This window comes from Saccharopolyspora sp. NPDC050389 (assembly GCF_040655595.1).
Taxonomy (GTDB): domain Bacteria; phylum Actinomycetota; class Actinomycetes; order Mycobacteriales; family Pseudonocardiaceae; genus Saccharopolyspora.
In genome coordinates, this window is sequence record NZ_JBFAKG010000018.1 from 69,679 (window position 1) to 95,939 (window position 26,261).

General features: G+C 71.0%; 24 protein-coding genes. 15 read left to right on the top strand and 9 right to left on the bottom strand.

The window, feature by feature from the left end; all coding sequences use genetic code 11:
• Positions 1-116 precede the first annotated feature (116 nt).
• A complete protein-coding gene (locus tag AB0I53_RS14445; protein ID WP_358601761.1) occupies positions 117-1,781 on the bottom strand; it encodes a hypothetical protein in 1,665 nt (554 codons plus the stop codon).
• Positions 1,782-2,263: 482 nt separating this feature from the next.
• Between AB0I53_RS14445 and AB0I53_RS14450 the strand changes: the two genes are divergently transcribed.
• On the top strand, positions 2,264-3,148 hold the full coding sequence (locus AB0I53_RS14450; RefSeq protein ID WP_358601764.1) for an NAD(P)-binding domain-containing protein: 885 nt from the start codon (positions 2,264-2,266) through the stop codon (positions 3,146-3,148).
• A 63-nt stretch (positions 3,149-3,211) separates the two neighbouring features.
• Here AB0I53_RS14450 and AB0I53_RS14455 read toward each other — a convergent pair whose 3' ends face one another.
• Positions 3,212-3,847 carry a TetR/AcrR family transcriptional regulator gene (locus AB0I53_RS14455; RefSeq protein ID WP_358601767.1) on the bottom strand — a complete coding sequence of 212 codons (636 nt, stop codon included), beginning with the start codon at positions 3,845-3,847 and terminating at the stop codon, positions 3,212-3,214.
• 115 nt (positions 3,848-3,962) lie between these two features.
• Between AB0I53_RS14455 and AB0I53_RS14460 the strand changes: the two genes are divergently transcribed.
• The 4 genes from AB0I53_RS14460 to AB0I53_RS14475 all read left to right on the top strand — a co-directional run bounded on the left by AB0I53_RS14460 (position 3,963) and on the right by AB0I53_RS14475 (position 7,686).
• Positions 3,963-4,532, top strand: coding sequence for an NAD(P)H-dependent oxidoreductase (locus AB0I53_RS14460; protein ID WP_358601770.1), 570 nt, complete (start codon positions 3,963-3,965; stop codon positions 4,530-4,532).
• Positions 4,533-4,549: 17 nt separating this feature from the next.
• A complete protein-coding gene (locus AB0I53_RS14465) occupies positions 4,550-6,004 on the top strand; it encodes an MFS transporter (protein WP_358601773.1) in 1,455 nt (484 codons plus the stop codon).
• Positions 6,005-6,085: 81 nt separating this feature from the next.
• Positions 6,086-6,496, top strand: coding sequence for a VOC family protein (locus AB0I53_RS14470; RefSeq protein ID WP_358601776.1), 411 nt, complete (start codon positions 6,086-6,088; stop codon positions 6,494-6,496).
• Positions 6,497-6,603: 107 nt separating this feature from the next.
• Positions 6,604-7,686, top strand: a complete 1,083-nt coding sequence (locus AB0I53_RS14475) for a peroxidase-related enzyme (protein WP_358601777.1) — start codon at positions 6,604-6,606, stop codon at positions 7,684-7,686.
• 93 nt (positions 7,687-7,779) lie between these two features.
• Here the strand turns inward: AB0I53_RS14475 and AB0I53_RS14480 are convergent, their stop codons facing one another.
• The gene (locus AB0I53_RS14480; RefSeq protein WP_358601939.1) at positions 7,780-10,041 is read right to left on the bottom strand and encodes a molybdopterin-dependent oxidoreductase; all 2,262 of its coding nucleotides are present in this window, start codon (positions 10,039-10,041) and stop codon (positions 7,780-7,782) included.
• Positions 10,042-10,146: 105 nt separating this feature from the next.
• Positions 10,147-11,064: an erythromycin esterase family protein gene (locus tag AB0I53_RS14485; RefSeq protein WP_358601780.1), complete on the bottom strand. Its 918-nt coding sequence runs from the start codon at positions 11,062-11,064 to the stop codon at positions 10,147-10,149.
• 189 nt (positions 11,065-11,253) lie between these two features.
• On the opposite strand from AB0I53_RS14485, the gene AB0I53_RS14490 reads away from it, so the two are divergent.
• The 7 genes from AB0I53_RS14490 to AB0I53_RS14520 all read left to right on the top strand — a co-directional run bounded on the left by AB0I53_RS14490 (position 11,254) and on the right by AB0I53_RS14520 (position 20,020).
• A complete protein-coding gene (locus tag AB0I53_RS14490) occupies positions 11,254-12,582 on the top strand; it encodes a cytosine permease (protein WP_358601783.1) in 1,329 nt (442 codons plus the stop codon).
• A 48-nt stretch (positions 12,583-12,630) separates the two neighbouring features.
• Positions 12,631-14,181, top strand: coding sequence for a hydantoinase/oxoprolinase family protein (locus AB0I53_RS14495; RefSeq protein ID WP_358601786.1), 1,551 nt, complete (start codon positions 12,631-12,633; stop codon positions 14,179-14,181).
• A 3-nt stretch (positions 14,182-14,184) separates the two neighbouring features.
• Positions 14,185-15,255 (top strand): DUF917 domain-containing protein, encoded by a 1,071-nt coding sequence (locus tag AB0I53_RS14500; RefSeq protein WP_358601789.1) that lies wholly within the window; start codon positions 14,185-14,187, stop codon positions 15,253-15,255.
• A complete protein-coding gene (locus tag AB0I53_RS14505) occupies positions 15,252-16,352 on the top strand; it encodes a DUF917 domain-containing protein (RefSeq protein ID WP_358601792.1) in 1,101 nt (366 codons plus the stop codon). The genes AB0I53_RS14500 and AB0I53_RS14505 overlap by 4 nt, the downstream gene beginning before the upstream one ends.
• A gap of 15 nt (positions 16,353-16,367) precedes the next feature.
• Positions 16,368-17,540, top strand: coding sequence for a DUF917 domain-containing protein (locus tag AB0I53_RS14510; protein WP_358601795.1), 1,173 nt, complete (start codon positions 16,368-16,370; stop codon positions 17,538-17,540).
• A complete protein-coding gene (locus AB0I53_RS14515) occupies positions 17,537-19,042 on the top strand; it encodes a helix-turn-helix domain-containing protein (RefSeq protein ID WP_358601798.1) in 1,506 nt (501 codons plus the stop codon). Before AB0I53_RS14510 ends, AB0I53_RS14515 begins: the two co-directional genes overlap by 4 nt.
• 234 nt (positions 19,043-19,276) lie before the next feature.
• Entirely contained in the window at positions 19,277-20,020 is a 744-nt protein-coding gene (locus tag AB0I53_RS14520; RefSeq protein ID WP_358601801.1) for a dienelactone hydrolase family protein, read from the top strand.
• Here the strand turns inward: AB0I53_RS14520 and AB0I53_RS14525 are convergent.
• Positions 19,975-20,763, bottom strand: a complete 789-nt coding sequence (locus tag AB0I53_RS14525; RefSeq protein ID WP_358601804.1) for an isocitrate lyase/phosphoenolpyruvate mutase family protein — start codon at positions 20,761-20,763, stop codon at positions 19,975-19,977. The genes AB0I53_RS14520 and AB0I53_RS14525 overlap by 46 nt on opposite strands.
• A 65-nt stretch (positions 20,764-20,828) precedes the next feature.
• On the opposite strand from AB0I53_RS14525, the gene AB0I53_RS14530 reads away from it, so the two are divergent.
• A complete protein-coding gene (locus AB0I53_RS14530; RefSeq protein WP_358601807.1) occupies positions 20,829-21,539 on the top strand; it encodes a helix-turn-helix domain-containing protein in 711 nt (236 codons plus the stop codon).
• Between the two features lie 126 nt (positions 21,540-21,665).
• Here AB0I53_RS14530 and AB0I53_RS14535 read toward each other — a convergent pair whose 3' ends face one another.
• Positions 21,666-22,409: a decaprenylphospho-beta-D-erythro-pentofuranosid-2-ulose 2-reductase gene (locus AB0I53_RS14535; protein WP_358601809.1), complete on the bottom strand. Its 744-nt coding sequence runs from the start codon at positions 22,407-22,409 to the stop codon at positions 21,666-21,668.
• A 120-nt stretch (positions 22,410-22,529) separates the two neighbouring features.
• On the opposite strand from AB0I53_RS14535, the gene AB0I53_RS14540 reads away from it, so the two are divergent.
• Both AB0I53_RS14540 and AB0I53_RS14545 read left to right on the top strand, forming a co-directional pair.
• Positions 22,530-23,636 (top strand): winged helix DNA-binding domain-containing protein, encoded by a 1,107-nt coding sequence (locus AB0I53_RS14540; protein WP_358601812.1) that lies wholly within the window; start codon positions 22,530-22,532, stop codon positions 23,634-23,636.
• Positions 23,637-23,713: 77 nt separating this feature from the next.
• Positions 23,714-24,529 (top strand): SAM-dependent methyltransferase, encoded by an 816-nt coding sequence (locus AB0I53_RS14545; protein WP_358601815.1) that lies wholly within the window; start codon positions 23,714-23,716, stop codon positions 24,527-24,529.
• A 75-nt stretch (positions 24,530-24,604) separates the two neighbouring features.
• Here the strand turns inward: AB0I53_RS14545 and AB0I53_RS14550 are convergent, their stop codons facing one another.
• From AB0I53_RS14550 to AB0I53_RS14560, 3 genes are read right to left on the bottom strand one after another with little or no spacing between them, the layout of a single operon-like run.
• Complete coding sequence (locus AB0I53_RS14550; protein ID WP_358601817.1) at positions 24,605-25,234, bottom strand: ATP/GTP-binding protein; 630 nt, start codon at positions 25,232-25,234, stop codon at positions 24,605-24,607.
• Positions 25,215-25,796 carry a DUF742 domain-containing protein gene (locus AB0I53_RS14555; protein ID WP_358601820.1) on the bottom strand — a complete coding sequence of 194 codons (582 nt, stop codon included), beginning with the start codon at positions 25,794-25,796 and terminating at the stop codon, positions 25,215-25,217. The genes AB0I53_RS14550 and AB0I53_RS14555 overlap by 20 nt, the downstream gene beginning before the upstream one ends.
• A 7-nt stretch (positions 25,797-25,803) precedes the next feature.
• Positions 25,804-26,244, bottom strand: a complete 441-nt coding sequence (locus AB0I53_RS14560; RefSeq protein WP_358601823.1) for a roadblock/LC7 domain-containing protein — start codon at positions 26,242-26,244, stop codon at positions 25,804-25,806.
• Positions 26,245-26,261: the final 17 nt, after the last annotated feature.

Consider the following 26,261-nt stretch of genomic DNA (forward strand, 5'->3'; position numbering starts at 1 on the left):
TGGGACCCGTACGTGAAGACGGCCGTCGCCGTGGACACCGACGTGGACGTCACCTCCGACGCCGCCAAAAGACTCACGGCCCCGGACCTGCAGGAACGCCACTCCAGAAGGGGAGGTCACTCCGTTGGAGCGATCTTGAAGGCCGCCTTGCGGGCCGCCTTGGCGATCCCCTTGTCCGGGTGCTGGGCGCCGATCAGGGACAGGACGTCGCGGACGTCCGGGTGGTCCAGGCGCCACATCTCCTCGAAGATCGCCAGCTCCTGCCCGGCGGGCACCGTCTCCGCGAGCAGGTCGGGCAGCTCCTCCGGGTCGACCGAGTCGAGCGCGGCCGCGAGCATGTCGGTGAGCAACCGCGCCGCGTCGGCGACCGTCGATTCGAGCTCCTCGGACGGTTCCAGCTGGTGCAGCGTCACCTTCGCGTAAGGCCGCAGCATCGGCTCGTCCAGCGCCTGCTGCCACCGCTGCCTCGCGGTTTCGGCGAGCGGCGCGGCGATGGAGATCGCGATCATCCGGTCTTCCGCTTCGCCTTCCGCCGCGGCGGACAGCAGTTCGTCGGTGGCGGCGACGGCTCCGCGCACCTCGAACCAGGCCTCGGTCTCCGCGGCCAGCTCCTCGTCGGTCGAGCCCTTGGCGAAGTCCACCAGGTCGAAGGCGGCCATCTCCTCGACCGGCGGCAGCAGCGGAACCTCGACGCCGCCGTCGGTCAACGCGCCCCCGAAGGTGTACTGGCCGAGCGGGGTGAGGCGGGCGACGCCCTCCTCCACCTTCGTCGCGCCCAGGTCGACCAGGGTCGCCAGCAGCCGCTCCGCCGGATCGCCACACCTCTCGACCCAGGCGTCCCACGCACCGTCGGGCGTGGATTCGTCCACGGCGATCTCGCGGATCATGTCGCGCAGCTCCGCGACGGGCGCGCCTTCGCTGCGGGCCAGGAACAGCGACACCATCGCGTAGTAGGCGACGTCTTCGAGGTCGAGATCGGCGCACTCGTCCTGGAAGATCTCCTCGAGCAGCAGCCCCAGCGCGTCCGCCCAGACGTCCAGCACCGCGTCGTCGTCGCCGTCCGGCCAGTCGTCGACGGTGGGACCGATCTCGACGATTTCCGTTGAGGGGCCGATGAACTCCAGCTCCGCCGCCCACTCCCAGAGCCGCTCCAGCTCCGGGATGTCCGCCATTCCCTCCACCGCGTCCGGAACCGGGAAGCCGAGTTCCTCGGCGGCGGCGACGGCGTCGGCGGTGCTCAGCGCGCCGGCCTGGATCGGGCAGGCGACGGTGCGGATCGCCAGCCGCCGGGCCCGGTCCAGCAGCGGGCTCTGCCGCGCCGCGGCGGCGAGTTCCGCGTCCGACGGCAACCGCAGCGGCGGCAGCCGGTCCGGTAGCCCGAGCTCCTCCCGGAGGTCGTAGGGCTGCTCGCCTGCGGGCGGAGCCATCGCGGCCTCGGCGAACCGCGGCTCGATCTCCTCGACCTTCCGCCGCAGGTCGTCGACCCGCTCCGGCGCGATCCGGCCGGTGTCGCCGGCGAAGGTCAGCAGGTCTCGGAGCGTCGCGAGCACCTCGGTGAGGTCCTCGTCCGCCTCGACGGCGACCTTGGCGGGGAACTGCTCCAGCAGCAGTTCGTCGAGGTCAGCCGGTTGCAGCTCCCCGAGGTCTGCCCGGCCCACGTGCTCGTACAGCAGCCGGAGCAGGATCTCGGCGTCGTTGCTGTTCCCGTGCACCGGTTGTTCCTGGTTCTCAGCCCACTCGGCCAGTTCGGGCAGCAGGCTGTTGACCGGATCGCGCTCCATGTTCAAAGCGTATCGACCCAGGCACCAGCGCGAAGGCGGTGGGCGGCTCAGGTTGGAACTGCCCGCCCCGGTTCCCGGCTACAGCCGTCGGCGGCGGGCTCGCCGCCGAGGCGGAGCACCGGGCCTGCGCGGGCCTCACGGACCTGGTGGCCGCAGGCGGGCGCCCACCAGTCCGACGGCGACCACGACTGGCCTGACTTCTCGCCGGGACTGGCCGACGAGACCCGCGAGGCGTTCCCCGAGCTAAGGCCATCGCGCTCGCGCTGCGCGTCTGCGGCCGCATGCACGGGCTGGTGGCACTGGAGATCTACGGCCACCTGGGTCCCCGAACCCGCGAACCGACCAAGCTCTACCGGGCCGAGATCCACGACCTGATCAAATCCCCGGGCCTGGATCCGCCGAGCTGAAACGGCCTTGACTTCGAGTTAACTCGAAATTTTAGCGTTCCCTCGATCGACTTGACGCGAGAGAGGGAACGGTCAATGACCAGCAACATCGATAGCCGACCGGCGGTGTCCGTGATCGGCTTGGGCGAGATGGGCTTCGCGCTCGCGGGCGCGTTCCTGGCCGCCGGGCACCGGACCGCGGTGTGGAACCGCACGAGCGGGAAGGCGGATGACCTGGTCGCCAAGGGGGCGCAGCGGGCCGCGACCGTTCGCGACGCCGTCGCGGCCAGCCCGCTCGTGGTCATCAGCGTGAAGGGCAACAGCACCGCGCGCGAACTCCTGGAACCTGCGGCCGACGCGCTCGCCGGCCGCACCGTGCTCAACCTGACGGATGGCACCTCGGCCGAGGCCAAGGCCGTCGCGGAGTGGGCCACCGCGGCTGGAGCGGAGTACCTGCACGGGCAGATCATGACGATCGCTCCGGGAATCGGGCACCCGGATGCCGTGGTGTTCTACGGCGGCGCCGAGACCGCCTTCGACCGCTACCGCGCGACGCTCGAACTCATCGGCGGCCGCGGCAGCCTGGTTTCGTCCGACGCCGGCGTCCCGGCCCTGTACGGGATGGCAGTGCACGGCACGATGTGGGGCGCGCTCAACGGATTCCTGCACGCGGCGGCGCTGTTGTCGAACGAAGGCATCGAGGTGAAGCGCTTCCTGGAGCAGGCCGACGCGTCCGTTTCCGCACTGCTGGGGCTCTTGCCGATGCTGGCCGACGAGGTCGATCGCGGCGAGTACGCGGTGGAGTTCGGGGCGCTGCAACACCACCTGCCGTCGGCGGAAGACCTGGTGCGGGAGAGCCGGGCACGAGGCATCGACGACGAGTTCCCCGGCTACACCCTCAACCTGGTTTCCGAGGCGATCGAGGCGGGCCACGCCAACGACAACTACTCCCGCCTGGTCGAGCGCTTCCGGAAGCGGTGATGCCGTTCGCGGAGCCTCGCGCTTGCGGGGCTCCGCCGAAAGATCCCGCCACCCCATCACTGTCTACTGAGGACGATAGGCGCGCAGGAACACCTCGACGCCAGGCGTGACGATGGCGTTCAGCTCGTCCTCGTCGATCGGCTGCGCGCCCGAGAAGGTCCGGCTCCGCACCTCTCCGCCGACCAGGAGCACGAAGTGCACCGCAGCCCGCTGCGGGTCACTGATCTCCAGCAGTCCCTTGTCGCCCAGCTCTGCCAGCCGCCGGGCCAGATCGGCCTGCACCTGCTGCGGGCCGGTTTCCTGCCACGCCGCCAGCACCTCCTCCGGGATGTGCCCGACGTCTGCGTTGATCTGCCGCACCAGGGAGAAGTGGGAGCCGAACTGGTACATCACGGCGGTGAAGGCGCGCCCGAGGGCGTTCAGATCCGCCTCCAGGTCGACGATCTTGCCGAGGTGCCGGTCCAGGTCGGCCAGCTGCGCATCGCGGACCTCCGCCGCGCTTTCCAGGATGACCTCGCGGAACAGCTCGCCCTTGTCCGCGAAGTGGTTGTAGATCGTGCGGGTCGACACCCCGGCCGCCTTGGCGATCGTGTCGATGCTGGCGCGGGTGTAGCCGTCCCGGCCGAACACCTCGCGGGCCCCGTCGATGATCGCCCGGCGCTTCTCCGACCCGCGGCGCGGGGCGTTTTCCCTGCTCATCAATACCCTTTCCGCCGAAGTACAACGATCGTTGCATTAAGTGCATTACATGTTGTACTTTACCACTGCGCCGCTTCCGGAGCCCGCCGGAACGCCGATCCACGAGGAGCGAGAGATGTCCGCACTGAGCCTGGCCGTGATCATCGGAACCAACCGCGAAGGCCGCTTCGGCCCGATCGTCGGCGACTGGTTCACCGAGCAGGCCCGGGAGTTCGGCGGCCTCGACGTCGATGTCATCGACCTGGCCGAGATCGACCTGCCCACCGTCATCGACTTCGGCGTCGAGCCGGCTCCCGAGGTCGTCGAGCTGGCCGGCCGGCTGGCAGCCGCCGACGCCTACGTCGTCGTGACCCCCGAGTACAACCACAGCTTCCCGGCCGTGCTGAAGAACGCGATCGACCTCTACCGCGAGGAATGGCAGGCGAAGCCGGTCGGTTTCGTCTCCTACGGCGGGATGGGCGGCGGCCTGCGCGCCGTCGAGCAGCTGCGGCTGGTCTTCGCCGAACTGCACGCGACGACCGTCCGCGACACGGTCAGCTTCCACAACGCCTGGGAGCGCTTCGACGAGACCGGCGCCCCCATCGACGAGAGCTGCAACAGCGCCGCCAAGGACATGCTCGACCAGCTCACCTGGTGGGCGCGCGCCCTGCACGCCGCCCGCGCCGCCGAACCGTACGCCGCGTGAATCCCCGGAGCTCTCCGGTGAAGAACAAACTCACCCTGGTGGTCGTGCTGCTGGGCTACCTGGTGCTGCCGATGTCGATGTCCGGCACGACCGTGGCGCTGCCCCAGATCGGCGCCTCGCTCGACACCTCCGGCGGCGCCCTGCAATGGGTGGTGACCGGCTACTTCCTCACCGCCTCGTCGTTCATGCTCGTCGCGGGCTCGACCGGGGACCTGTTCGGCAGGCGCCGGATCTACCGCGCAGGCGCCGCGATCTACACGCTCGGCAGCCTGGTCGCCGCGCTCACGCCGGGCATCCTGGTGCTGGACGTGGCCCGCACACTCACCGGCGTCGGGGCGGCGGGCGTGATGGCCGGCGGCGGCGCGATCCTCGCGTCCACGTTCACCGGAACCGAACGGACCAGGGCGTTCGCCGCGATGGGCACGACCGCGGGCCTGGGAATGGCGGTCGGCCCGACGCTGGCGGGCTGGCTGGTCGGCTCGCTCGGCTGGCGCGCGACGTTCGGCACCTTCGCGGCCGCCGGGATCCTCTTGCTGGCAGGCACTTTCGCGATGGCCGAGTCGCGGGCTGAGCAACGCCCGCGGGTGGACTGGGGCGGCGCGGTGACCTTCATCGCCGGGCTCGCCTCGGTGATGTTCGCGATCACCCAGAGCTCGCGGGCCGGTTGGACGAGCCCGCTGGTGCTGGGCCTGCTCGCCGCGGGTGCCGCGCTCCTGGCACTGTTCGCGGTCGTCGAACGGCGCAGCCCGCATCCGGTGCTGGACCTGACGCTGCTGCGCAACCGGCGGTTCGTCGGCTGGCTCGCCTCGGGCGTCGTGATGGTGCTGGGCTTCGGCGGGATGATGTCCTACCTGCCCACGTTCCTGCAGAGCGCGAACGGGATGTCGGCGCGGGACGCCGGGCTGATCATGCTGATGTCGACGGTGCCGACGCTGTTCATGCCGCTGCTCGGCGGCCGGCTGGTCAACCGGGGCGTCTCGCCGCGCGTGCTGATCACCGCCGGGCTGCTGCTGATCGCGGCGGGCAACGCCTGGCTGACCGTGCTGCACCCCGGAATCGGCGCGGGCGGGCTGCTCGGCCCGTTGCTGACGGTCGGCGTCGGGATCGGCCTGGCCACCGGGCTCGTCGACGCGCAGGCGATGAACCAGGTCGCCCAGTCCCAGACCGGCATGGCGGCGGGCCTGCTGAACACGATCCGCGGCGGCTCCCAGACGCTGGTGCTCGCGCTGTTCGGTTCGGTGCTGATCAGCCTGCTGACCAGCCGCGTCGGCGACCAGGCCGGGAAGGTGGCGACCGGGGAGCTGGCCGCGGCGCAGCACGACTTCCTGGCCGCTCAGCTGAGCGACGCCTGGCAGGTCCTGCTCTGGGCGATCTCGGCGGTGACCGCGCTCGGCGCCCTGACCGTCGCAGCCCTGCTCGCCCCGGCTCGCGAGACGGCCCGGCACACGCCGGCGATCCCGCAAGCCACCTGAGCACACGTTCCGCGCGGCGTGCGGGCAACAGGGGCGAACGTTAGATTCCGGCGCGAACCGGCATTCGAGGGAGCAGCCACGATGACCAACGCGAATTCCCCGCGGATCACGACGTTCCTGATGTTCGAGGGCAAGGCGGAGGAGGCGATGACCTTCTACACCTCGCTGTTCGAGGACGGCGAGATCCTCGACATCACCCGCTACGGCGCCGACGGCCCGGGCGACGAGGGCACCGTGCAGCTCGCCACGTTCACGATCCTCGGCCAGCAGTTCATGTGCATCGACAGCCACGTGTCGCACGCCTTCACCTTCACGCCGTCGATGTCGCTGTTCGTCAACTGCCGCACGGAAGCCGAGCTCGACGGCGTCTACAAGGCGCTCGCCGAAGGCGGCCAAGAACTGATGCCGCTGGACTCCTACGGCTTCAGCCCCAAGTTCGGCTGGCTGAACGACCGCTTCGGCGTCTCCTGGCAGCTGAACCTCCCAGAATGACGGCATAACTCCCAGGGCCGCGGCCCGCACGGGGTGGGCGTGGTCATCGCTGGAGCGCGCAATGGAAAACTATTGCGGGAGAAGCCGTTCTAGCGGATGGGATGCTTATGACGATCGTCGGCAGCGAGCGCGTCAGCCGAACCGAGGAGGCGCTGGCCGTGCTGCGGCCGGACGTGCGCGAGTTAACCGCGAGCGTTGATGCCGCGGTGCTGCGCCCGGCCGACGAGTCCGTGCTCAGCCACGCCGATCGGGCTCGGATCGCGCTGCGCGTCGCGCTGGTCAACGAGCACGAGGAGTACGCCGACGAGCTGGCCGATCAGCTCGATTCGCTGGCCGGGGACGGCGCCGCCGACGTGGTCCGCGACGTCGAGCGCTGGTCCGCGCTTCCGGAAGAGCTGCAAGCGCTGCTCGCGCACTGCGAGCAGGTCGCGCTCGATCCTGCCGATGCGGGATTCGACGAGATCACCGCGCTGCGGGCGCACGGGTTCAGCTCCGCCCAGGTGGTAGCCGCGGCGCAGATCGTCGCGTACGTGAGCTACCGGGTCCGGTTGCTGCTCGGGTTGTCGCTCGTCGAGGAGGCCGGTGACGGCCCGGTTCCAGAAGGCCCGTTGAACACCATCGAGGCCGGGGCCACCGCCGACGGCTGCGAACTCCCCGATCCCGCCGACGCGTTTCGGGCGCTGCGCTGGGTTCCGTGGGTCGATCCGGCAGACGCGCCGGAGGAGTCCGTCTCGGCTCAGTGGTCGCCGTTCTACCTGACCCTGCGGCACGATCCGCAGGTGTTGGCGGAGCGCACCGCGCTGCACAACGCGATCATGGGCGGCTCCGGCGCGCTCGACCCGGCCGACCGCGAGCTGGCCGCGCTCGCCACGTCGCTGATCACCGGCTGCGAATACTGCGCCGGTGTGCACGGTCGCCGCCAGGTGCAGTTGTCGGGCGACCAGGTCACCGCGGTGGCACTGGCGGAGGCCGGCCCGGCGGCGGTGGCGGATCCGCGCCGGCGCGCCATCGTCGACACCGCGGGCGCACTCGCGCCCACTCCGGCGGCGCTGGCCGCAGCCGACATCCGGCGCCTGCACGCCGTCGGCCTCAGCGCCGACGACGTCCGCGACCTCGTCGCGGTCTCGGCGATGTTCACCTGGGACAACCGGCTGCTGATGACCCTCGGCAACGCCGCCCGACCCCGATAGCAGCTCCGTTTCCGCTGGTCAGGCCCCGTGCGTGTTTTGTGCTGCTATAGCAACACAAAACACGCACGGGTGTTTACCAGGCGAAACGGAGCCTCAGCCGGTTTCGATCGGCGGGTCGTAGGCGCGCAGCGGCGGTGGCGGAGCCTGATGGGGCCGGACTTCGACCCGGGTCAGCTGGCCCGTGCAGCCCTGGGCCAGGCTCGATGTTCCGACGTCCCGCGTCACGGCGTTCGGATTGCCGTGGATGCAGGTCGCGACCTCCGGAGCGCTCGGATCGAACCAGGCTCCGGTCGAGAGCTGGACCACTCCGGGGCGAACCGCGTCGCTGATCACCACCGCCGCGAGGGCGCTGCCCGTGGCGCTCACGACCCGGACGATGTCCCCTGTGGACAGTCCTCGCTCCGCCGCGTCGGCGGGATGGATGCGCATCGGTTCCCGGTCGTGGACCTTGGAATCCGCGCTGGTCGCGCCGTGGTCGAGCTGGCTGTGCAGGCGGGTTGCCGGGTTGTTCGCGACGAGGAACAGCGGGAAATCGCCCGATCCCGGCGGGACGTGCAGTTCCTCCGGGACCAGCCAGGCCGGATGCCCGGGGCAGTCGGCGTAGCCGAAGGAGTCGATGCGCTGCGAGAACAGCTCGATCCGCCCGCTCGGCGTCGGCAGCGGATTCTCGTCCGGGTCTGCGCGGAACCGGTCGTAAAGGACCTGGTCGTCCGGCTCGCCCGGTAAGTCGAGCCGGCCGATCTCCCAGAACTGCGCGAAATCCAGGCCCGGATCGAACTTCTGCCGCCACTGCTCGTACAGGTGCTCCAGCCAGGCCCACTCGTCGCGGTCCTCGGTGAACTCCTGCGCCAGCCCGAGCTTCTCGGCCAGGGCGGAGAAGATCTCAAAGTCCGATCGGGCCTCCCCGAGCGGCGGAACCACCTGGCGCATGGCGACCAGCGCGCGATCTTCCCTGGCGCAGCCCAGGTCGTTGCGCTCCAGCGTGGTCGTGGCCGGGAACACGATGTCGGCGTGCCGGGCCGTCGCCGTCCAGAACGGATCGTGCACGATGACCGTCTCCGGTCGGCCGAACGCCTCGGCCAGCCGCGTCAGGTCCTGGTGGTGGTGGAACGGGTTCCCGCCGGCCCAGTAGACCAGCCTGATGTCCGGGTACGCGCGCCGCTCGCCGTCGTACTCGTACTCCTGCCCGGGATTCAGCAGCATGTCCGCGATGCGCGCGACCGGGATGTACTGGCGCACCGGGTTGACGCCCTGCGGCAACTTCGGCAACCGGTAAGGCAGCGGCCGCACCCCGATGCCGGCCATCGCGCCATAACCGTGACCGAATCCGCCGCCGGGCAAGCCGATCTGGCCGAGCACGCACGCCAGCGCGATGCCCGCCCACAACGGCTGCTCGCCGTGGCGGGCGCGCTGCAGCGACCAGCTCAGCGTCACCATCGTCCGCCGCGTCGCCATCGACTCGGCGAGCCCGACGATCACCGCCGCGTCGATGCCGCAGATCTGCTCCGCCCACTGTGGACTCTTCGCGGTGCCGTCCGCTGCGCCGGAGAGGTACTTCCAGAACTCCTCGAAGCCCGCGCAGTGCGTGCGGAGGAATTCCTCGGCGTGCCAACCGCGTTCGATCAGCACGTGGCACAGCGCCAGCATCAGCGCGGTGTCGGTGCCCGGCACCGGCGCCAGCCACTCGGCGTCGAGCTCCGCGGCGAGGTCGTCGCGCAGCGGGCTGATCAGCGTGAACCGCGCGCCGCGCTCCCGCGCCCGGCGCAGGTGCCCGGCCACCGAGTGCCTGCTGATGCCGCCCGAGTTGACCTGCGAGTTCTTCGCCGGAATGCCGCCGAAGCAGACGAAGTGCTCGGTGTGCTCGGCCAGCACCGGCCACGCCGTCGGGCGGCTGATCGGGTCGTCGCTGCCGACGATGTGCCGCAGCAGCGGCGTGGCCGCGCCCAGGCTGTAGGAGTTCACCGAGCGGGTGTAGCCGCCGATGACGTTCAGGAAGCGGTGGATCTGGCTCTGCGCGTGGTGGAATCGGCCCGCACTGCCCCAGCCGTAGGAGCCGCCGTAGATCGCCTCGTTGCCGTGGGTGCGGCGGACCCGGTCCAGCTCGCCCGCCGCGAGCTCGACCGCCTCCGCCCAGCTGACCGCCACGTACTCGTCCCGGCCGCGCTCGCCCCCACCCTCCAGCCAGCCCTTCCGCACGTGCGGCGCGAGCACGCGCACCCGTTCGTCCAGCGCAGCGGGCACGTTGCGCAGCAGCGACGCCGGATTCGGATCGTCCGGATCGGCGATAACGTCCAGGCCGTCCGGCGTGCTGGCCGCCGCGAACAGTCCCCAGTGCGAGCTCTGCTGCCGGTACATGGTCACCTCACGCGCTCCAATCAGACACCTCCACCGGTTCCCCGGTTTCCGCCAACCCCAGCATCGTCGCAAACCACCTGCCTCCACCGAAGCCCTGCGGGCCGATCAGCTGAGGAGGCGGGCGGCGCTGACCTCGCGGACGTGGACCACGAGGTCGAGCCATTCCGCCAGGGAACCGCCGGAGAGGTTGTAGGAGGCATCGTCGGCCGGGTCGTAGTGCGGGCCGATCAGCCTCGTCCGCGTCGGGGCGTCGAGCCAGGCCCGCACGTCCGCCGGGGCATCGGCGTGCAGGTCGAGCACGTAGGCGTCCGGCCCGGCGGCGAGGACGGTCTCCGCGAAATCCACCGGCGGAGCGGGCACCTCGTACCACGGCGATCCGTCGCGGAAGGTCAACGCGACCGGGACGTATCCGGCGCCGAAGCGTTCACGCAGGTAGCTCCCCGCGTTGCGGTGGCTCAGCGCTCCGGGCGACACCGTGCGTGCCGCACCGTTGACGAGGTGCGCGAGGCCGCCCCAGTAGACGATCTTGTGCCGGGTGCGCTCGTGCCAGCGGATGGTGTTCTCGGCCAAGCCGCGCTCGATGTCCGCGAGGTCCTGCCCGGGCCCGACGGTCTCGTCCGCCAGGGCCAACCGCACCTGGTCATCGGGGTGCCGCTCGTTGCGGCTGCGGATCCACCGCACGGCGTCGAGGATTTCCTCGGTGCGCAGGAAGGACCGGGCGCCGGCCAGCACCTCACGCGGATCGCCCCGCCCGGTCCGCACGTAGGCGTCGAGCTCGGCGCTCGCGGCGTCGTCGCCCTCCAGCGACAACGACCGGAATCCCAGTTCCTCCACCAAGAACCGCAGCATGCGATGCGCGATGGTCGCCAGCTCGTGAGTTCCCCGGGACGACATGCCGAGCCCTACGACCGTGGCGCCGCGCAGCCTGTCCTGGAACGGCCGCAGGTCCTCGTGCGGAGCGCAAGGGTCCAGCGAGGTGAGCCGCAGCGCCTGACTGTTGATCCACTGTTCTTCTCGTTCCATGGGCAGAACGTAAAACCTCGATCAAAGTGGAGGTCAACATCGCCGACCCGTTGGTTCACACCAGCGAAACAGCCGACTGTGCAAAGCGCACTTCCAAGCCGTCTGGACTGTGCATTCAGCCCACTGACGACGAGCTGACCTGGGCTTACGGTTACCGGCTAACACCGGCGCCCATCCGAAGGAGCTCGCATGGCCTCATCCGTCGGGGTCGACGACTACGCGCTGACCCGGGTGCCCACCGGCGCCCGCTACTCCTGGTGGTCCGTCGCGGTGCAGCGGTTCGGCCAGGTCTCCGCGCTCAGCCAGTTCCTGCTCGGCGCCACCCTCGGCTTCGGGATGACCTTCTGGAACGCCTTCCTCGCGCTGACGCTCGGCGCGGTGATCCTGGAGATCGTCGCCATCTTCGTCGGCATCATCGGCGCCCGCGAGGGCCTGTCCACCTCGATGCTGGCCCGCTGGACCGGCTTCGGCCGCGCCGGGTCCGCGCTGATCGGCCTGGCCATCGCGATCAGCCTGATCGGCTGGTTCGGCATCCAGTCGGCGGTCTCCGCCAAGGGCCTGGTCGCGCTGGTCGGCGGGCTGCCGGAGTGGGGCTGGGCGCTGGTGTTCGGGCTGATCGTCACCGCGGTCGTGCTGCGCGGGTTCGGCTCGATGGCCTGGGTCGCCTACGTGACCGTGCCTGCCTTCCTGGTCCTGGTCGGCTGGTCGATCGGCGTCGAGCTCTCGCAGCACGACATCGGCACCCTGATGGCCTCCGCCCCGCCCGGCCCGCAGCTGTCGCTGCTGGAGGGCACCACGCTGGTGGCCGGCGGTTTCATCACCGGCGCGGTGATCACCCCGGACATGACCCGCTTCAACCGCACCGTCGGCGACGTGGTCAAGCAGACGCTGGTCGGCATCACCCTCGGCGAGTACGTGATCGGGCTGGCCGGCGTGCTGCTCGCGCACGCCGTGCGCTCCGCCGACATCACCACCATCGTCACCTCCTCGGTTGGCTGGGTCGGCATCCTGGTGGTCGTCGCCGGCACCGTGAAGATCAACGACTGGAACCTGTACTCCTCCGGGCTGGGCCTGGTGAACTTCGTCGGCACGGTCTTCGGCAAGAAGCTCAACCGCGGCATCGCGACCGCAGTGTTCGGCCTGATCGGCAGCGTGCTGGCCGCGGTCGGCATCCTCGACCAGTTCACCGGCTTCCTGAGCGTGCTCGGCGTGGTGTTCCCGCCGATCGGCGGGATCATGGTCGCCGAGTACTTCATCGTGCGGCGCTGGCGGGGCGAGCTGGAGGCGTCGCGGGCGCTGGGCCGAATCCCCGATTCCTCGCCGAACTGGGTGCCCGCGACGCTGGTCGTCTGGCTGATCGCCGCGCTGGTCGGCGGGTTCGTCGAGATCGGCCTGCCGAGCATCAACTCGCTGGTGCTCGCCTTCGTGCTCTACGTCGTCGCCGGGAAGCTCGGTCTCGTCCGCGGCGTCGGCAGCACCCGCACCACCGCTGAGGTCGTGAGCGCTGACGCCGGTTAGAACCGGATTCAACACTCACGACACCCAACCCAGACAAGGAGTTCCGACTTGCGCATCGGCATTGACGTCGGCGGCACCAACACCGACGCCGTCCTGCTGGACGGCACCAAGGTGCTCGCCGCGGTGAAGATGAGCACCACCACCGATGTCACCTCCGGCATCGTCGCGGCCATCGACGGTCTCCAGCGGCAGCACGCGTTCGATCCGGCCGCGGTGCGGGCCGTGATGATCGGCACCACGCACTTCATCAACGCGCTCGTCGAGGCCCGCCGCCTCGCCCCGACCGCCGCGGTGCGGCTCAGCCTGCCCGCCGGCGCGTCGCTGCCGCCGATGGTGGACTGGCCGCAGCGGCTGGTGGACGCCGTTTCCGGGCGCAGCTACCTGTGCCACGGCGGGCACGAGTTCGACGGCCGGCACATCGCCGAGCTGGACGAGGCCGAGCTGCGCAAGGCCATCGACGACATGGGCCGCAACGGCATCCGCAGCGTCGCGATCACCTCGGTGTTCTCGCCCGTCAACCACGAATTCGAGCAGCGCGCGGCGGAGCTCATCGCCGCGGAGCTGCCGGACGTGGCGATCTCGCTGTCCCACGAGATCGGCCGGATCGGCCTGCTGGAGCGGGAGAACGCCACCGTCATCAACGCCGCGCTGCGCGAGCTCGCGGCCAACATCGTGGACGGCCTCGCCGCGTCGGTGACCGGTGCCGGCATCACCGCCCCGCTCTACCTGAGCCAGAACGACGGCACCCTGATGGACGTCGACTTCGCCCGCCGCTACCCGGTCGCGACGTTCGCCTCCGGCCCGACGAACTCGATGCGCGGCGCCGCCGTGCTCTCCGGCCTGGACACCTGCGCGGTGGTCGACGTCGGCGGCACCACCAGCGACGTGGGCGTGCTCAACCAGGGCTTCCCGCGCGAGGCGACCACGGCGGTCAGCGTCGCCGGGATCCGCACCAACTTCCGGATGCCGGACGTGCTGTCGATCGGCATCGGCGGCGGCAGCCTGGTGCGCGGCGAGGAGTCGGCGGTGACCGTCGGGCCCGAGTCGGTGGGCTACCGGCTGACCTCGAAGGCGCTGGTGTTCGGCGGCGACACGCTCACCGCGACGGACATCGCGGTGGCCGCCGGGCGCGCCGAGATCGGCGACCCGGAGCTGGTCAAGCACCTGGACAAGGACATGGTGCGGGCCGCGCTGGAGCGCATCGCCGCGGACAACGCCGACGCGGTCGAGCGGATGCGGACCTCCGCGGAGCCGCTACCGGTGGTCGCCGTCGGTGGCGGCTCGGTGCTGCTGCCGGACGAGCTGGGCGACGCGGGCGAGGTGCACCGGCCGGAGAACTACGCGGTGGCCAACGCCATCGGGGCCGCGATCGCGCAGATCGGCGGCGAGGTGGACCGGGTGTACGCGATCGAGCCGGGCCGCCGCGAGTCGGTGGTCGACGAGGCCAAGCAGGAGGCGATCGACCGGGCGGTGGCCGCGGGCGCGAGCCCGTCCACCGTGGACATCGTGGACTTCGACGAGGTGCCGATCCCGTACCTGCCGGGCAACGCGACCCGCATCCGGGTGAAGGCCGTCGGCGACCTGCAGCTGGGGGCCTGAACCATGCGCGAGATCACGCTGTCCGACCTGGACGACATCGCCCGTGGCGCGGCCATCCTGGGGACCGGTGGCGGCGGCGACCCGCACATCGGCCGGCTGCTGGCCGCCGCCTCGGTGCGCGAGCACGGCCCGGTTTCCCTGACGCCGCTTGACGAAGTGCCCGCGGATGCCGCGGTGCTGCCGGTGGCGATGATGGGCGCGCCGACCGTGATGGTCGAGAAGCTGCCGTCGATCGAGCAGATCGGCCTGGCCGCCCGCACCCTCGCCGACTACCTCGGCCGCGAGCTCACGCACATCGCGTGCGCCGAGGCCGGCGGGGTCAACTCGCTGATCCCGGTCGCCGCCGCCGCGCAGCTGGGCCTGCCGCTGATCGACGGCGACGGCATGGGGCGCGCGTTCCCCGAGATCCAGATGGTGCTGCCGACGCTGTACGGCGTCGAGGCCACCCCGATGGCCATCGCCGACGAGAAGGGCAATCGCGGCGTTCTGGACACTGTGGACAACCACTGGGCCGAGCGGCTGGCCCGCAGCGCCACCATCGACATGGGCTGCTCGGCGATGATCAGCACGTATGCGATGACCGGGCAGCAGGCCCGCGACTCGCTGGTGCCGGGCACCCTGACGCTCTGCGCCGAGCTGGGCCGGCTGGTGCGCACCGCGCAGGCCGAGCACGCCGATCCGGTGGACGCGGTCGTCGCGCGGCTGGGCGGGCGACGGTTGTTCACCGGCAAGGTCGTCGACGTCTCGCGGCGCACCGTCACCGGCTTCGCGCGCGGCGACGCGCGGCTGACCGGCATGGGCGGCGACAGCGGCAGCGAGCTGGTGCTGCGGTTCCAGAACGAGCACCTGGTCGCCGAGCGCGGCGACACCGTGCTGGCCTCGGTGCCGGACCTGATCTGCACGCTGGACAGGGAATCCGGCGAGGCGGTCACCACCGAGGCGCTGCGCTTCGGCCAGCGGATCGCGGTCATCGCCGCGCCGGCCGACCCGCGCTGGCACACCCCGGCGGGCCTGGAGCTGGCCGGGCCGCGCTACTTCGGCTACGACATCGACCCGGTGGGGGTCGCGCAGTGAGCTGGCAGCTGACCGAGGAGCACCTCGAAGACCTGGCCCGCGGCGCGGCGCTGCTGGGCACCGGTGGCGGCGGCGACCCGTACGTCGGCCGGCTGCTGGTGCAGCAGGCGATCCGCGAGTCCGGGCCGATCACGGTGCTCAATCCGTCCGAAGTGGACGATGATGCGCTGGTGATCCCGACGGCGCAGATGGGCGCGCCCACGGTGGTGCACGAGAAGATCCCCAGCGGCGACGAGCCGGTGTCGGCGCTGCGCGCGCTGGAGTCCTACCTCGGGGCCACGGCGAGCGCGACCATGCCGATCGAATGCGGCGGGATCAACTCGATGATCCCGCTGGTGGTGGCCGCGCGCACCGGCCTACCGGTGGTGGACGCCGACGGCATGGGCCGGGCGTTCCCGGAGCTGCAGATGGAGACCTTCGGGGTCTACGGCGTGACGGGTTCGCCGATGGCGGTGGCCGGGGAGCGCGGCGAGACGGCGGTGATCGACGCGGGCGACGACAACGAGCGGATGGAGTGGCTGGCGCGCGGCATCACCATCCGGCTGGGCGGCGTCGCGCACATCGCCGAGTACTCGATGAGCGGAGCGGACGTCAAGCGCACCGCGATCCCGCGCACGCTCACGCTGGCGCACACCGTCGGCAAGGCCATCCGCGAGGCCCGGGAGGGCAACGGCGACCCGATCACGCACCTCGGCGAGGTCCTGAAGGACACGCTGTACGGGAACCTGCGGGTGCTGTTCCGGGGCAAGGTCTCGGACGTGGAGCGGCGCACCGAGGCCGGGTTCGCCCGCGGTCGCGCGGCGGCGGTGTCCTTCGACGGCGAGCACAAGCTGGAGCTGGAGTTCCAGAACGAGAACCTGGTGGCGCTGGTCGACGGCGAGGTGCGGTGCGTGGTGCCGGACCTGGTGTGCGTGCTGGAATCCGAGCAGGCGGAGCCGATCACCACCGAAACCCTGCGCTACGGCCAGCGGGTCACGGTCATCGGCATCTCCACCCCGGACCTGATGCGCACCCCGGAGGCCCTGGCGGTCTTCGGCCCCGCGGCCTTCGGCCTCCCCTACGACTTCCGCCCGGTGGAGGAGCTCGTCGAACCCTGATCCTCGTGAGTGGCGATGGCCGTCACCACACCCATCGCCACTCACGACCCCAACCCCGGAGCGGGGCCGTCCGCGCTGGATATTCGCTGGTGGGGCAGGCTGTTGGTCATGCGCATCGGCCTGCCTGACGTGCCCGCGCTGGAGCGGGGCGTTTCGCTGCTCGGCTCCGGCGGTGGCGGCGACACCGTCACCGGCGCCGCGCTGCTGCGCAACCGGCTCGCCGCCGGTCACCGGGTGGCGCTCACCCCGGTCGGCGAGCTCGGCGCCGATGCGCAGGTGGTGCCGATCGGCGTGGTCGGGGCGACCGCGGTGTTCGCCGAGAAGCTGCCCAGCGGGGCGGAGTTCGGCGCCGCCATCGCCGCGATCGAGCGGTGGACCGGCCGGCCCGCGGACGCGTTGGTCTCGATCGAGGTCGGCGGGCTCAACGGGGTCCTGCCGCTGGTCGTGGGCGGGCGGCTGGGCCTGCCGGTGGTGGACGCCGACCTGTCGGGGCGCGGCGTGCCCCGGCTCAACCAGCTCTCCGTGGCCGCCGCGGGCAAGGGGCTGACGCCCGCCGTGCTGGCCGAGCCCGGCGGGCAGGTGCTGGTGCTCGCCGAGGCGACCGCAGCCGAGCTGGAGCGCACCGCGCGCGCCTTCCTCGCCGGTTCCGGTGGCTGGGCGGTTCTCGCGATCGCCCCGATCTCCGCTCGCGAGCTGCCGTCCTGCGCGATTCCAGGCAGCATGAGCTCTGCGGTTTCCCTTGGCAGGCAAGCGCTTTCGGTGGGCGAACGGCCGGGCGCCGAGGCGCTCGCGGCGGCCACCGGCGGGCGGGTGCTCGGGCTGGGCCGGGTGGTCGAGGTGTCGCGGCGGCCGGGCCCCGGCGAGCACGGCCGGACCGGATTTGCCCGCGGCAGCGCGACGGTCCGGGATCACCGGAGCCGGTCGTTGCTGCGGCTGGAGATGGAGAACGAGTACCTGTTCGCGATGCGCGACGGCGAACCCGTGGCGTCCACACCGGACGTTCTCGCGGTGCTCGATCGCCGCACCGGCGTGCCGATCCCCTGCGATGTCGTCCGCCAAGGCGTGGAGGTCACCGTCCTGCAGCTGCCCGCCGCGGAGTTCTGGACCGATCCGCGTCGCCTGCCGGTGCTGGAGCCGCGCGCCTTCGGCATCGACTGCGACCCGATCCTGCTGGAGGTGCGGCGATGAGCATCAGCGTGCGCCGGCTGCTCGCGCTGCCGGAATGGCGCGAGTCGGTGCGGGTGCTGGCGGGCGACGTCGAGCGCGTCGTGCGGCTGGCCCGGCCGATGGCACCCGATCGTCCCGTCGAGCCCGGCGAGCTCGTGGTGCTGGTGCAGCCGATACCGGCCACCGACTGGCGCATCGATGCGCTGCTCCGCCGGGTCGCCGACGGCGGCGGCGCGGGCGTGCTGCTGCCTGCCGGCGAGCTGCTGGAAACCACCCGGTTGCTCGGTGAACGGCTCGGCATCCCGCTGTTGGCCGCGACCGCGTCGCCGCTCGACCTGCTGATCTCGGCCCGGCTCCTGCTGGCCGCTCCGGCGCTCGACCGCGCGGACCTGGTGCTGGCGACTCACGAGGCGCTCGGCTCGCGCATCCGCCCGCCGGAAGAGATCGTCGCGACCTTGAACGGGCTGCTGGACGCACCGGTCGCGTTGCTCGACGACAGCGGCGCGCTGCTCGCCGGAAAACTTCCCCACGCCACCGAAGTCCGTGTGCACGAGCCGGTTCCGCAGCGCGTCCCGCTCGACGACGACGTGCTTCTCGCACACCCAGTGCTGCTCCCGGACACGGCTCGGCCGACGCTCTGGCTGGCCGCCGAGCTGCCCTACGCCAATGCGGCACGCGCCGACATCGTGCCGCCGGCGCTGTCGGTCGCCGCCGCGGCGGTGCAGCGCTGGCTGCTCGCCAACCGGCTCGAACTCGAACGCGACGCCCGGTCCCGGGCCGCGCTGCTGAGCGACCTGCTGCGTCTGGACGACGAGCCGACCGCCGACCTGCGCCGTCGCGCGGCGGACGCGGGCTGGGGGCTCGGCGGCTGGCACGTCGGCATCCGGATCGGCACCCAGTCCACAGTGGACGCCGTTGCGCGCGGCCGGGAAGTCGAGCGGGTGCTGCACGCCGAAGGCGTCGACGCGGTGGTGGTCGAGCACGGCGACGGCTGGACCGGCTGGGTCACCTTCGACCAGGAGCCGACGGCCGACCGGGTGCGGGCGCTGGCCGCGCAACTGCGCGCCGCCACCCACGAGCTGCAGCGCACCCTGGACGCGCACATGGGAGTCGGCCGCCCGCACCCGCAGGCCGACGGGCTGGCGACGACGATCGCCGAGGCCACCGACGCCGCGCGGATGGCCAAGACCCGCCCCGAGTCGGGCCGGTTCCTGCACGTCGACCAGCTCGGCATGGCCCAGCTGCTGCTGGAGTGGACCCGCACGGACACCTTCGAGCCGGCGGCCCGCGCGCTCATCGCGCCGCTGCGCGGCCAGCCCGGCGACCTGATCCGGACCCTCGCGACCTACCTGGACGCGGAGTCGTCGATAGCGGAGACGGCGGCGGTGCTCGGCGTGCACCGCAACACGGTCGCGGCCCGCATCGAACGCGTCGAACGCCTCCTCGCGGTCGACCTGAGCCACCGCGACGAACGCCTGGCCCTGCACCTGGCCTGCCGCGCGGTCACGCTCGCCGAGAGCTAGTAGATCTCCGGCATGAGGCGGACGGACCCAGTCCCACGACTACATGGGATGGGCCTCGTGCCGCCTCGTGTGGGTCCCGTGAGTGTTTTGGGGTGCCATAGCGCCCCAAAACACTCACGGACGTCACGCGGCACCAGCCGGTGGGCAGCGCCCGAGCCGGTCGATCAGCTGCGCGCGCGTGTCGGGGCCCGCGACTCGGGGTAGTCGGAGCTTGCGGAACTGGAGGAGGCTCACATGGTTCAAGTCGCAACCGAGCCGGTGATCGTCAAGACCCCCAAGGGCGACCTCGAAGGGGATCTCGTCGTGCCACCGCCTGCTCGGGCGGTGGTTCTGTTCGCGCACGGTTCCGGGAGCTCCCGGCACAGCCCCCGCAACCGCGCGGTCGCGGAGTCGTTGCAGTACTCCGGATTCGGCACCCTGCTGCTGGACCTGCTCACCCCGGAGGAGGCGAAGTTCGACCAGCGGACCCACGAACTGCGCTTCGACATCGAGTTGCTCGCCGAACGGCTGGTGCCCGCGATCGACCAGCTCGACGAGTGGTCGGCCACCAGACGCATGCCGATCGGGTTGTTCGGCGCCAGTACCGGCGCGGCCGCCGCGCTGAAGGCCGCCGCCCGGCGTCCGGACCGCATCGCCGCCGTGGTGTCGCGCGGCGGCCGCCCGGACCTCGGCGGCGAGGGGCTGGCATCGGTGCAGGCGCCGACGCTGCTGATCGTCGGCGGCGACGACCGCGAGGTGCTCAACCTGAACCGGCAGGCGGCCGAGCTGCTCACGTCGCTGCCGCTGACGGACATCAAGATCGAGATCGTGCCGCACGCCGGCCACCTCTTCGAAGAACCCGGCGCGCTGGACCAGGTCGCGGAGCTCGCCGCGAGCTGGTTCCGCAACTACCTCGGCGCCGGGGTCGAGCGCTGGACCGGCCCGGACGGAGGTCACTGGAAGCCGCCGGAACCCCGCCGACGGCCACCGATGGCGTAGTCCTGCACAACCGAATAACCGGGGATGCCGGTCGCCACGGCAGCACCGTCACGGACGCTGCGCGCCGTGGTTACGGCTGCGTGCAGCGCTGCGCGGTACAGCAGCGAGCCCATGCTGATGCGCTGGACGCCGAGCTCCGCCAGGTGCTCGATGCGTTGTCCTGGCTGGAAAAGGATGTTGATCGGCACGTCGATCGCGCCCCGCAGCGCGCGGATGTCGTCGTCTGCGGCCATGCCAGGCACGAAGACGCCGTCCGCACCGGCAGCGGCATAGCGCTTCGCGCGGTCGATCGTGTCGGCGAGCGACGGTTCGTCGCCCAGCCAGTAGGTGTCGGTGCGGGCGTTGAGGAAGAGTCCCGGTACCCGCTCCTTCACCGCGCCGATCAGCTCTTGATAGCGCGCGGGATCGCCGAGCTCGTCTTCGAGGTTGATCCCGGCGACGCCCGCCCCCGCCAGTTCCGCGGCCAGCTCCGCGACCTCTCCGGGGCCACCGCCGAAGCCCGATTCGATGTCGATGGTGACCGGCCGCGGCAGGTCCGCCAGGCGACGGGCGAGTTCGATCGTCTGCGTGCGCGTGCGACCCGCGCCATCCGGCAGGCCGTGGGCCGCCGCAACGCCGAGGCTCGTCGTGCCGATCGCCTCGAAACCGGCCTCGACCAGCGCCGCAGCGGAGGCGAAGTCCCAGGCGTTCGGCAGCAGCAGCGGCGCGTCGGCGTGGTGCAGCGCGTGGAATTCTCGGAACATGCCCGCACCATAGGGCCGAGACGGTTCGGTGCTCGCCGAACCGTCGCCGTTGCAGAATGACCGGCATGACGATGGCACGTGATGTCGCCGGACTGGCCGGGCTGCTCGCCGACACGACCCGTGCCGCGTTCTGCCTGGCGATGCTCGACGGCCGGGCCTGGACGGCGGCTGAGCTCGCGGCGCACGCCGGGGTCGCCGCCTCGACGGCCAGCGAGCACCTGAACCGGCTGGTCGCTGGCGGGCTGCTGGTCGAGCGCCGCCAGGGGCGGCACCGGTACGTCCAGCTTGCGAACTCGCAGGCGGCGGATCTGCTGGAGGCGTTCATCGGCCACCTGGGGCCGAGCCGGGAGCAGCCGCGCGGCCTGCGCGCGGTCGGCGCCTCGGCCGCCCTGGCCCGGGGCCGCACCTGCTACGACCACCTCGCCGGCCGGCTCGGCGTCGCGATCGCCGACGGCATGACCGCCGCGGGCCTGCTCGACCAGACCGGCGGATTCGCGATGACCGAGGCGGGCGTGGACTGGCTCACCGGCACCCTCGGCATCGCCGCCGCAGACCTCAGCGGCACCCGGCGCCCGCTGGCCCGAGCCTGCCTGGACTGGACCGAACGGCGCTCCCACCTGGCCGGCTCCGCCGGGGCCCACCTGCTGCGCAGCTTCTTCGACAACGGCTGGATCAAGCGGATCGGCACCGGCCGAGCGGTCCGCCTGACCCAGCCGGGCACCAAAGCCCTGCGCGATCTCCTCGCGATCGACGCAACAACGCAGGGTCTGCTGTGAATGGGTACATCTCTGCAGGTCAGGGCCCGTGTGTACTTTGTGCCGCTATAGCAGCAAAAAACACTCACGGCCCGTGACCTGCGGAAACGGCACCGACACCGCGCACCGACCGGAAGATCGCCAGGCTCAGCGGGGCATGCGGCGCCAGATCGCCTGCGGGACCAAGCGCATCGCCGCGAACACCCAGCGCAGGATCGGCGGCACCCACACCACGCGCCGCCCCCGCCGCAGGGCGTTGACCGTCGCATCCGCGACCTGGTCGGGCGTGCTGGACCACGGCGCGGGGCTCATGCCCCGGGTCATCCGGCCGATGACGAACCCGGGCCGCACGATCAGCAACCGCACGCCGCTGCCGACCAGCGCGTCGGAAAGGCCGTTGGCGAAGCCGTCGAGCCCGGCCTTCGCCGACCCGTAGACGTAGTTCGCCCGCCGCACCCGCACGCCCGCGACCGACGAGAACACGACGATCTCGCCACTGCCCTGCTCGCGAAGCAGATTCGCCAGCTGCGTCAGCACGCTGATGTGCGCGACGTAGTCGACGTGCACGATGTCGATCGCGTGCGCCGCGTCCCGCTCGGCCCGCTCCTGGTCGCCGAGCAGGCCGAAGGCGGTCACCGCGACGTCGATCGGGCCGTGCCGGTCGACGATGCCGCGGAGCAGCTCCGCGTGGCTGTCGACGTCCGAAGCGTCGAACTCCACCCTCGCCACGTCGGCGGCCCCGGCCTCGCGGAGCGCGGCCTCCTCGACGTCCAGGTCCGCCGACCGCCGCGCCGCCAGCACCACGGTGCCGTGCCCGCGCTTGACGAGGCGCTCCGCCACCGCCACACCGATTTCGCTGCGGCCCCCGAGGACCAATACCGCTCCGCTCATCGCCGCAAGTCTGCCACCGGCCCCTCGGCTCGGTTCGCCACGCCTATCGAGGCGAACGATCCGTTCGCACCGAACCCTGTCGGCCCGACGACATAAGGTCCGTCCGGCGAAAGGAAATCGATGACAGTGCTCAGCCTGCGCGAGCTGAACCGCGCGACCTTGGAGCGGCAACTGCTGCTGCGCCGTTCCGAGCGGTCCGCGGTGGAGGTGATCGACCACCTCGTCGGGATGCAGGCGCAGGCACCGTTCCCTCCGTACTTCGGCCTGTGGACCCGCCTCGCGGAGTTCCGGCCCGACGACCTGGCACAGCGGCTGCTCGATCGCAGCGTGGTCCGCATCGTGCTGATGCGCGGCACCGTTCACCTGGTCTCCGCCGCCGACTGCCTGCTGCTGCGCCCGCTGGTGCAGCCGATCATGGATCGCGCCCTGCGCACGAACAACCAGCACCGGGCCGAGATCGCGGGCCTGGACCACGCCAAGCTCGCAGCCGTCGCCCGGGAACTGCTCGACGAGCAGCCCCGAACGGCCGCCCAGCTCGGCCCGCTGCTCGCCGAGAAGTGGCCGGACCGGAAGCCGGCGTCGCTGGCGTTCGCGATCCGCGTCCTGCTGCCGCTGGTGCAGATCCCGCCGCGCGCGGTCTGGGGCCGCAGCGGCCAGCCGACCTATGCGACGGCCGAAACCTGGCTCGGGCAACCGCTGGCCACCGAACCCGCGCTGGAGGACGTCCTCCGCCGCTACCTCGCGGCGTTCGGCCCGGCCACGGTCGCGGACATGCAGGCCTGGTGCGGCCTCACGGGCTTGAAGGCGATCGCGTCGAGGCTGGACCTGCGCAGCTTCCGCGACGAGAACGGGCGCGAGCTGCTCGACCTCCCCGACGCGCCTCGGCCGGATCCAGACGTGCCCAGCCCGCCGCGCTTCCTGCCGCCGTTCGACAACCTGCTGCTCTCGCACAAGGACCGCAGCCGGGTCATGCGGGAAGAAGACCGCAAGCGCCTGTTCAGCGTCAAGAACGCCGTGCTGCCAGGCACGATCCTGGTCGACGGGTTCCTGCACGGCACCTGGCGGCTCGACCGGCAGAAGAACTCCGCGACGCTACTGGTCGAGCCGTACCGGAAGTTGTCCGAAAAAGACGCCGACGCCATAGCGGAGGAAGGCCACCGGCTGCTGCGGTTCGCCGAGCCGGATGCCGCCGCCCACGACGTGCAGATCACTGGCGCCGTTGAGTGATAGGTGTTTACCCATCGCACCTGGTCGGAATACCCTGCTCCTGATCGTTTCGACCCCGGACCGAGCGGATCCTCCCCATGGCAAGTGCTGACAGGCCGCAGATCGACACCACCAAGCCCAGCATCGCGCGGGTCTACGACGCCTTCGTCGGCGGCAAGGACAATTTCGAGGTGGACCGCCAGGTCCTGCAGCAGATCCTGAAGATCGCCCCGGAGGCGGTGCAGGTCGGCAGGCAGTGCCGGGCGTGGCTGATCCGCGTGGTCCGGTTCCTGTCCGGCCAGGCCGGCATCGACCAGTTCCTCGACCTCGGTTCCGGGCTGCCCACCGCGGAGAACACCCACCAGGCGGCGCAGCGGCTCAACGCCGAGGCCCGGGTGGTCTACATCGACAACGACCCGTCGGTCGCAGCGCACGGCCGCGCGCTGCTGGAGGAGAACGACTACACCCACTTCGCAATGGGCGACCTGCGCAATCCCGCGGAGATCCTGTCGAACCCGGTGGTGACCAAGTACCTGGACCTGAGCCGCCCGGTGGCGTTGATCCAGTGCAACACCCTGCACCACGTCACCAACGACGAGGATCCGCTGGGCATCATGTCGGCCTACGTCGACGCGCTGGCGCCCGGCTCGTACCTCGCGATCTCGCACCTGCACAACCCGTCCGACGGCAGCTCGCGGGCAAAACTCGCGACCGAGTCCCAGTTGCGGTTCAACTCGATGATGGGCAGCTGCTACTACCGCAAGCGGGAAGAGATCCAGGATCTGTTCTGCGGGCTCGAAATGGTCGAGCCGGGCCTGACGCAACTCTTCGACTGGTGGCCCGACGGCCCGCGCCTCACCGAACCGTCCGACGCCGAGTACAACCTCCTCGGCGGTGTCGGCCGCAAGGCGTGAAAGAAGAATCGTGAGTGTTTTGGACCGTCATAGCGGCCCAAAACACTCACGACCTCGTATCGGAACCCGCCCCGATCAGCCGGGATGCTTGGTCGTCCAGTGCCGCATCGCGTGCTCGACCAGTGCGATCAGGGTCCGCTTGGTCGACTCCCGGTCCCGGGCGTCGCACGGCCCGATCGGCACGTTCGGGCCGATCGCCATGGCCTCGCGGACCTGTTCGATCGAGTGCAGCATCTGGCCGTCGAAGAGGTTCACGCCGACCAGGTAGGGCAGCCCGCGGTCCTCGAAGAAGTCGATCGCGGAGAACGAGTCGGCCAGCCGGCGGGTGTCCACCAGCACGACCGCGCCGATCGCGCCGCGGACCAGGTCGTCCCACATGAACCAGAACCGCTGCTGACCGGGCGTGCCGAACAGGTACAGGATCAGGTCGGAGGCCAGCGAGATCCGGCCGAAGTCCATCGCGACCGTGGTGGTGGTCTTGTTCGGCGTCGCGCCGAGGTCGTCGACTCCCCGGCTCGCCTCCGTCATCACCGCCTCGGTTGTCAACGGAACGATCTCCGACACCGACCCGACGAAGGTCGTCTTGCCGACCCCGAAACCACCTGCGACCACGATCTTCGCCGAGGTCGACGTGGTGCCGCCCCGGTTGACGGCCTGCGGCGGCGCGGAGCCGAGCTGGGGCGCGCTATAGCCGACGGAGTCCACTCAAAACCCTTTCCATCAACACCATGTGTGGTGCGCTACCGCTTTCGCTCACCGTCTGGTGGACGGTGATCAACCCCAGTTCGGCCATATCGGCCAGCAGCACGCGAGCGACCCCGATCGGCACGGACAACAGCGCCCCCACTTCCGCCACCGACCTGGGGTGTTGGCACAGCTCGACGATCGACTGGTGCTCCAGCCGAACCGCCGCGCCCGCCTGGTACATCTCCCCGGTGGAGACCAGGGTTTCCAGCTCCAGCTGGTGGTTCGACCTGGTGCGCCCGCCGGTCCAGGTGTAGGACCGGATGCTGGACGCGGCCGGCGCCTCCGGCTCGACGAGGTCGTCCGGGTACGGCTCCTGCCTGTCGTCGTAATCGCCGTAGTCGTCGTACTGGCCGTCGTACCGGTCGTCGTAATGCTCGGCGTACTGCTCCTGCGGCTCGTCCCGCTTGCGTTTCTTGCGCCCGCTACCGAAGGTGAACCCGTTGACGACGTTGGCGAAGCTGTCGTCTCCCGAGTTGTCCCGTCTTCGGCCCTGCCGTGGGTATTCCGAGCGTCGACTCATCGCATCCTCACACCAGTTGGCCGGTGAACGCGTTCGGCGCTCCCTGCAGCTGCGACCGGATTTCCGGCGTGAGCATCTGGCCGACGCGCTCCACGAGCATGGTCATCTCGTAGGCGACCAGTCCCATGTCGCATTGCGGGGCGGCGAGCACGGTCAGGCAGGAGCCGTCGCTGATGCCCATCTGCAGCAACGTTCCGCGCTGCATCTCGACAATGGTCTGAACGACTCGTCCGGCCTCGAAGCACTTCGCCGAGCCCTGGGTTAGGCTCAGCAGCCCCGAGGCGACCGCGGCCAGCTGATCGGCCCGGTCCCTGGGCAACGCCGCCGAGGCGGTGAGCACCAGGCCGTCGGCGGACACCACGATCGCGTGCGCCACACCGGCCACGCGCTCGGTGAAGTCAGTGATCAGCCAGCCGAACCTGCGGGAAATCATCTCCTGAGCAGTCATGCAACCTCCTGTTCGTC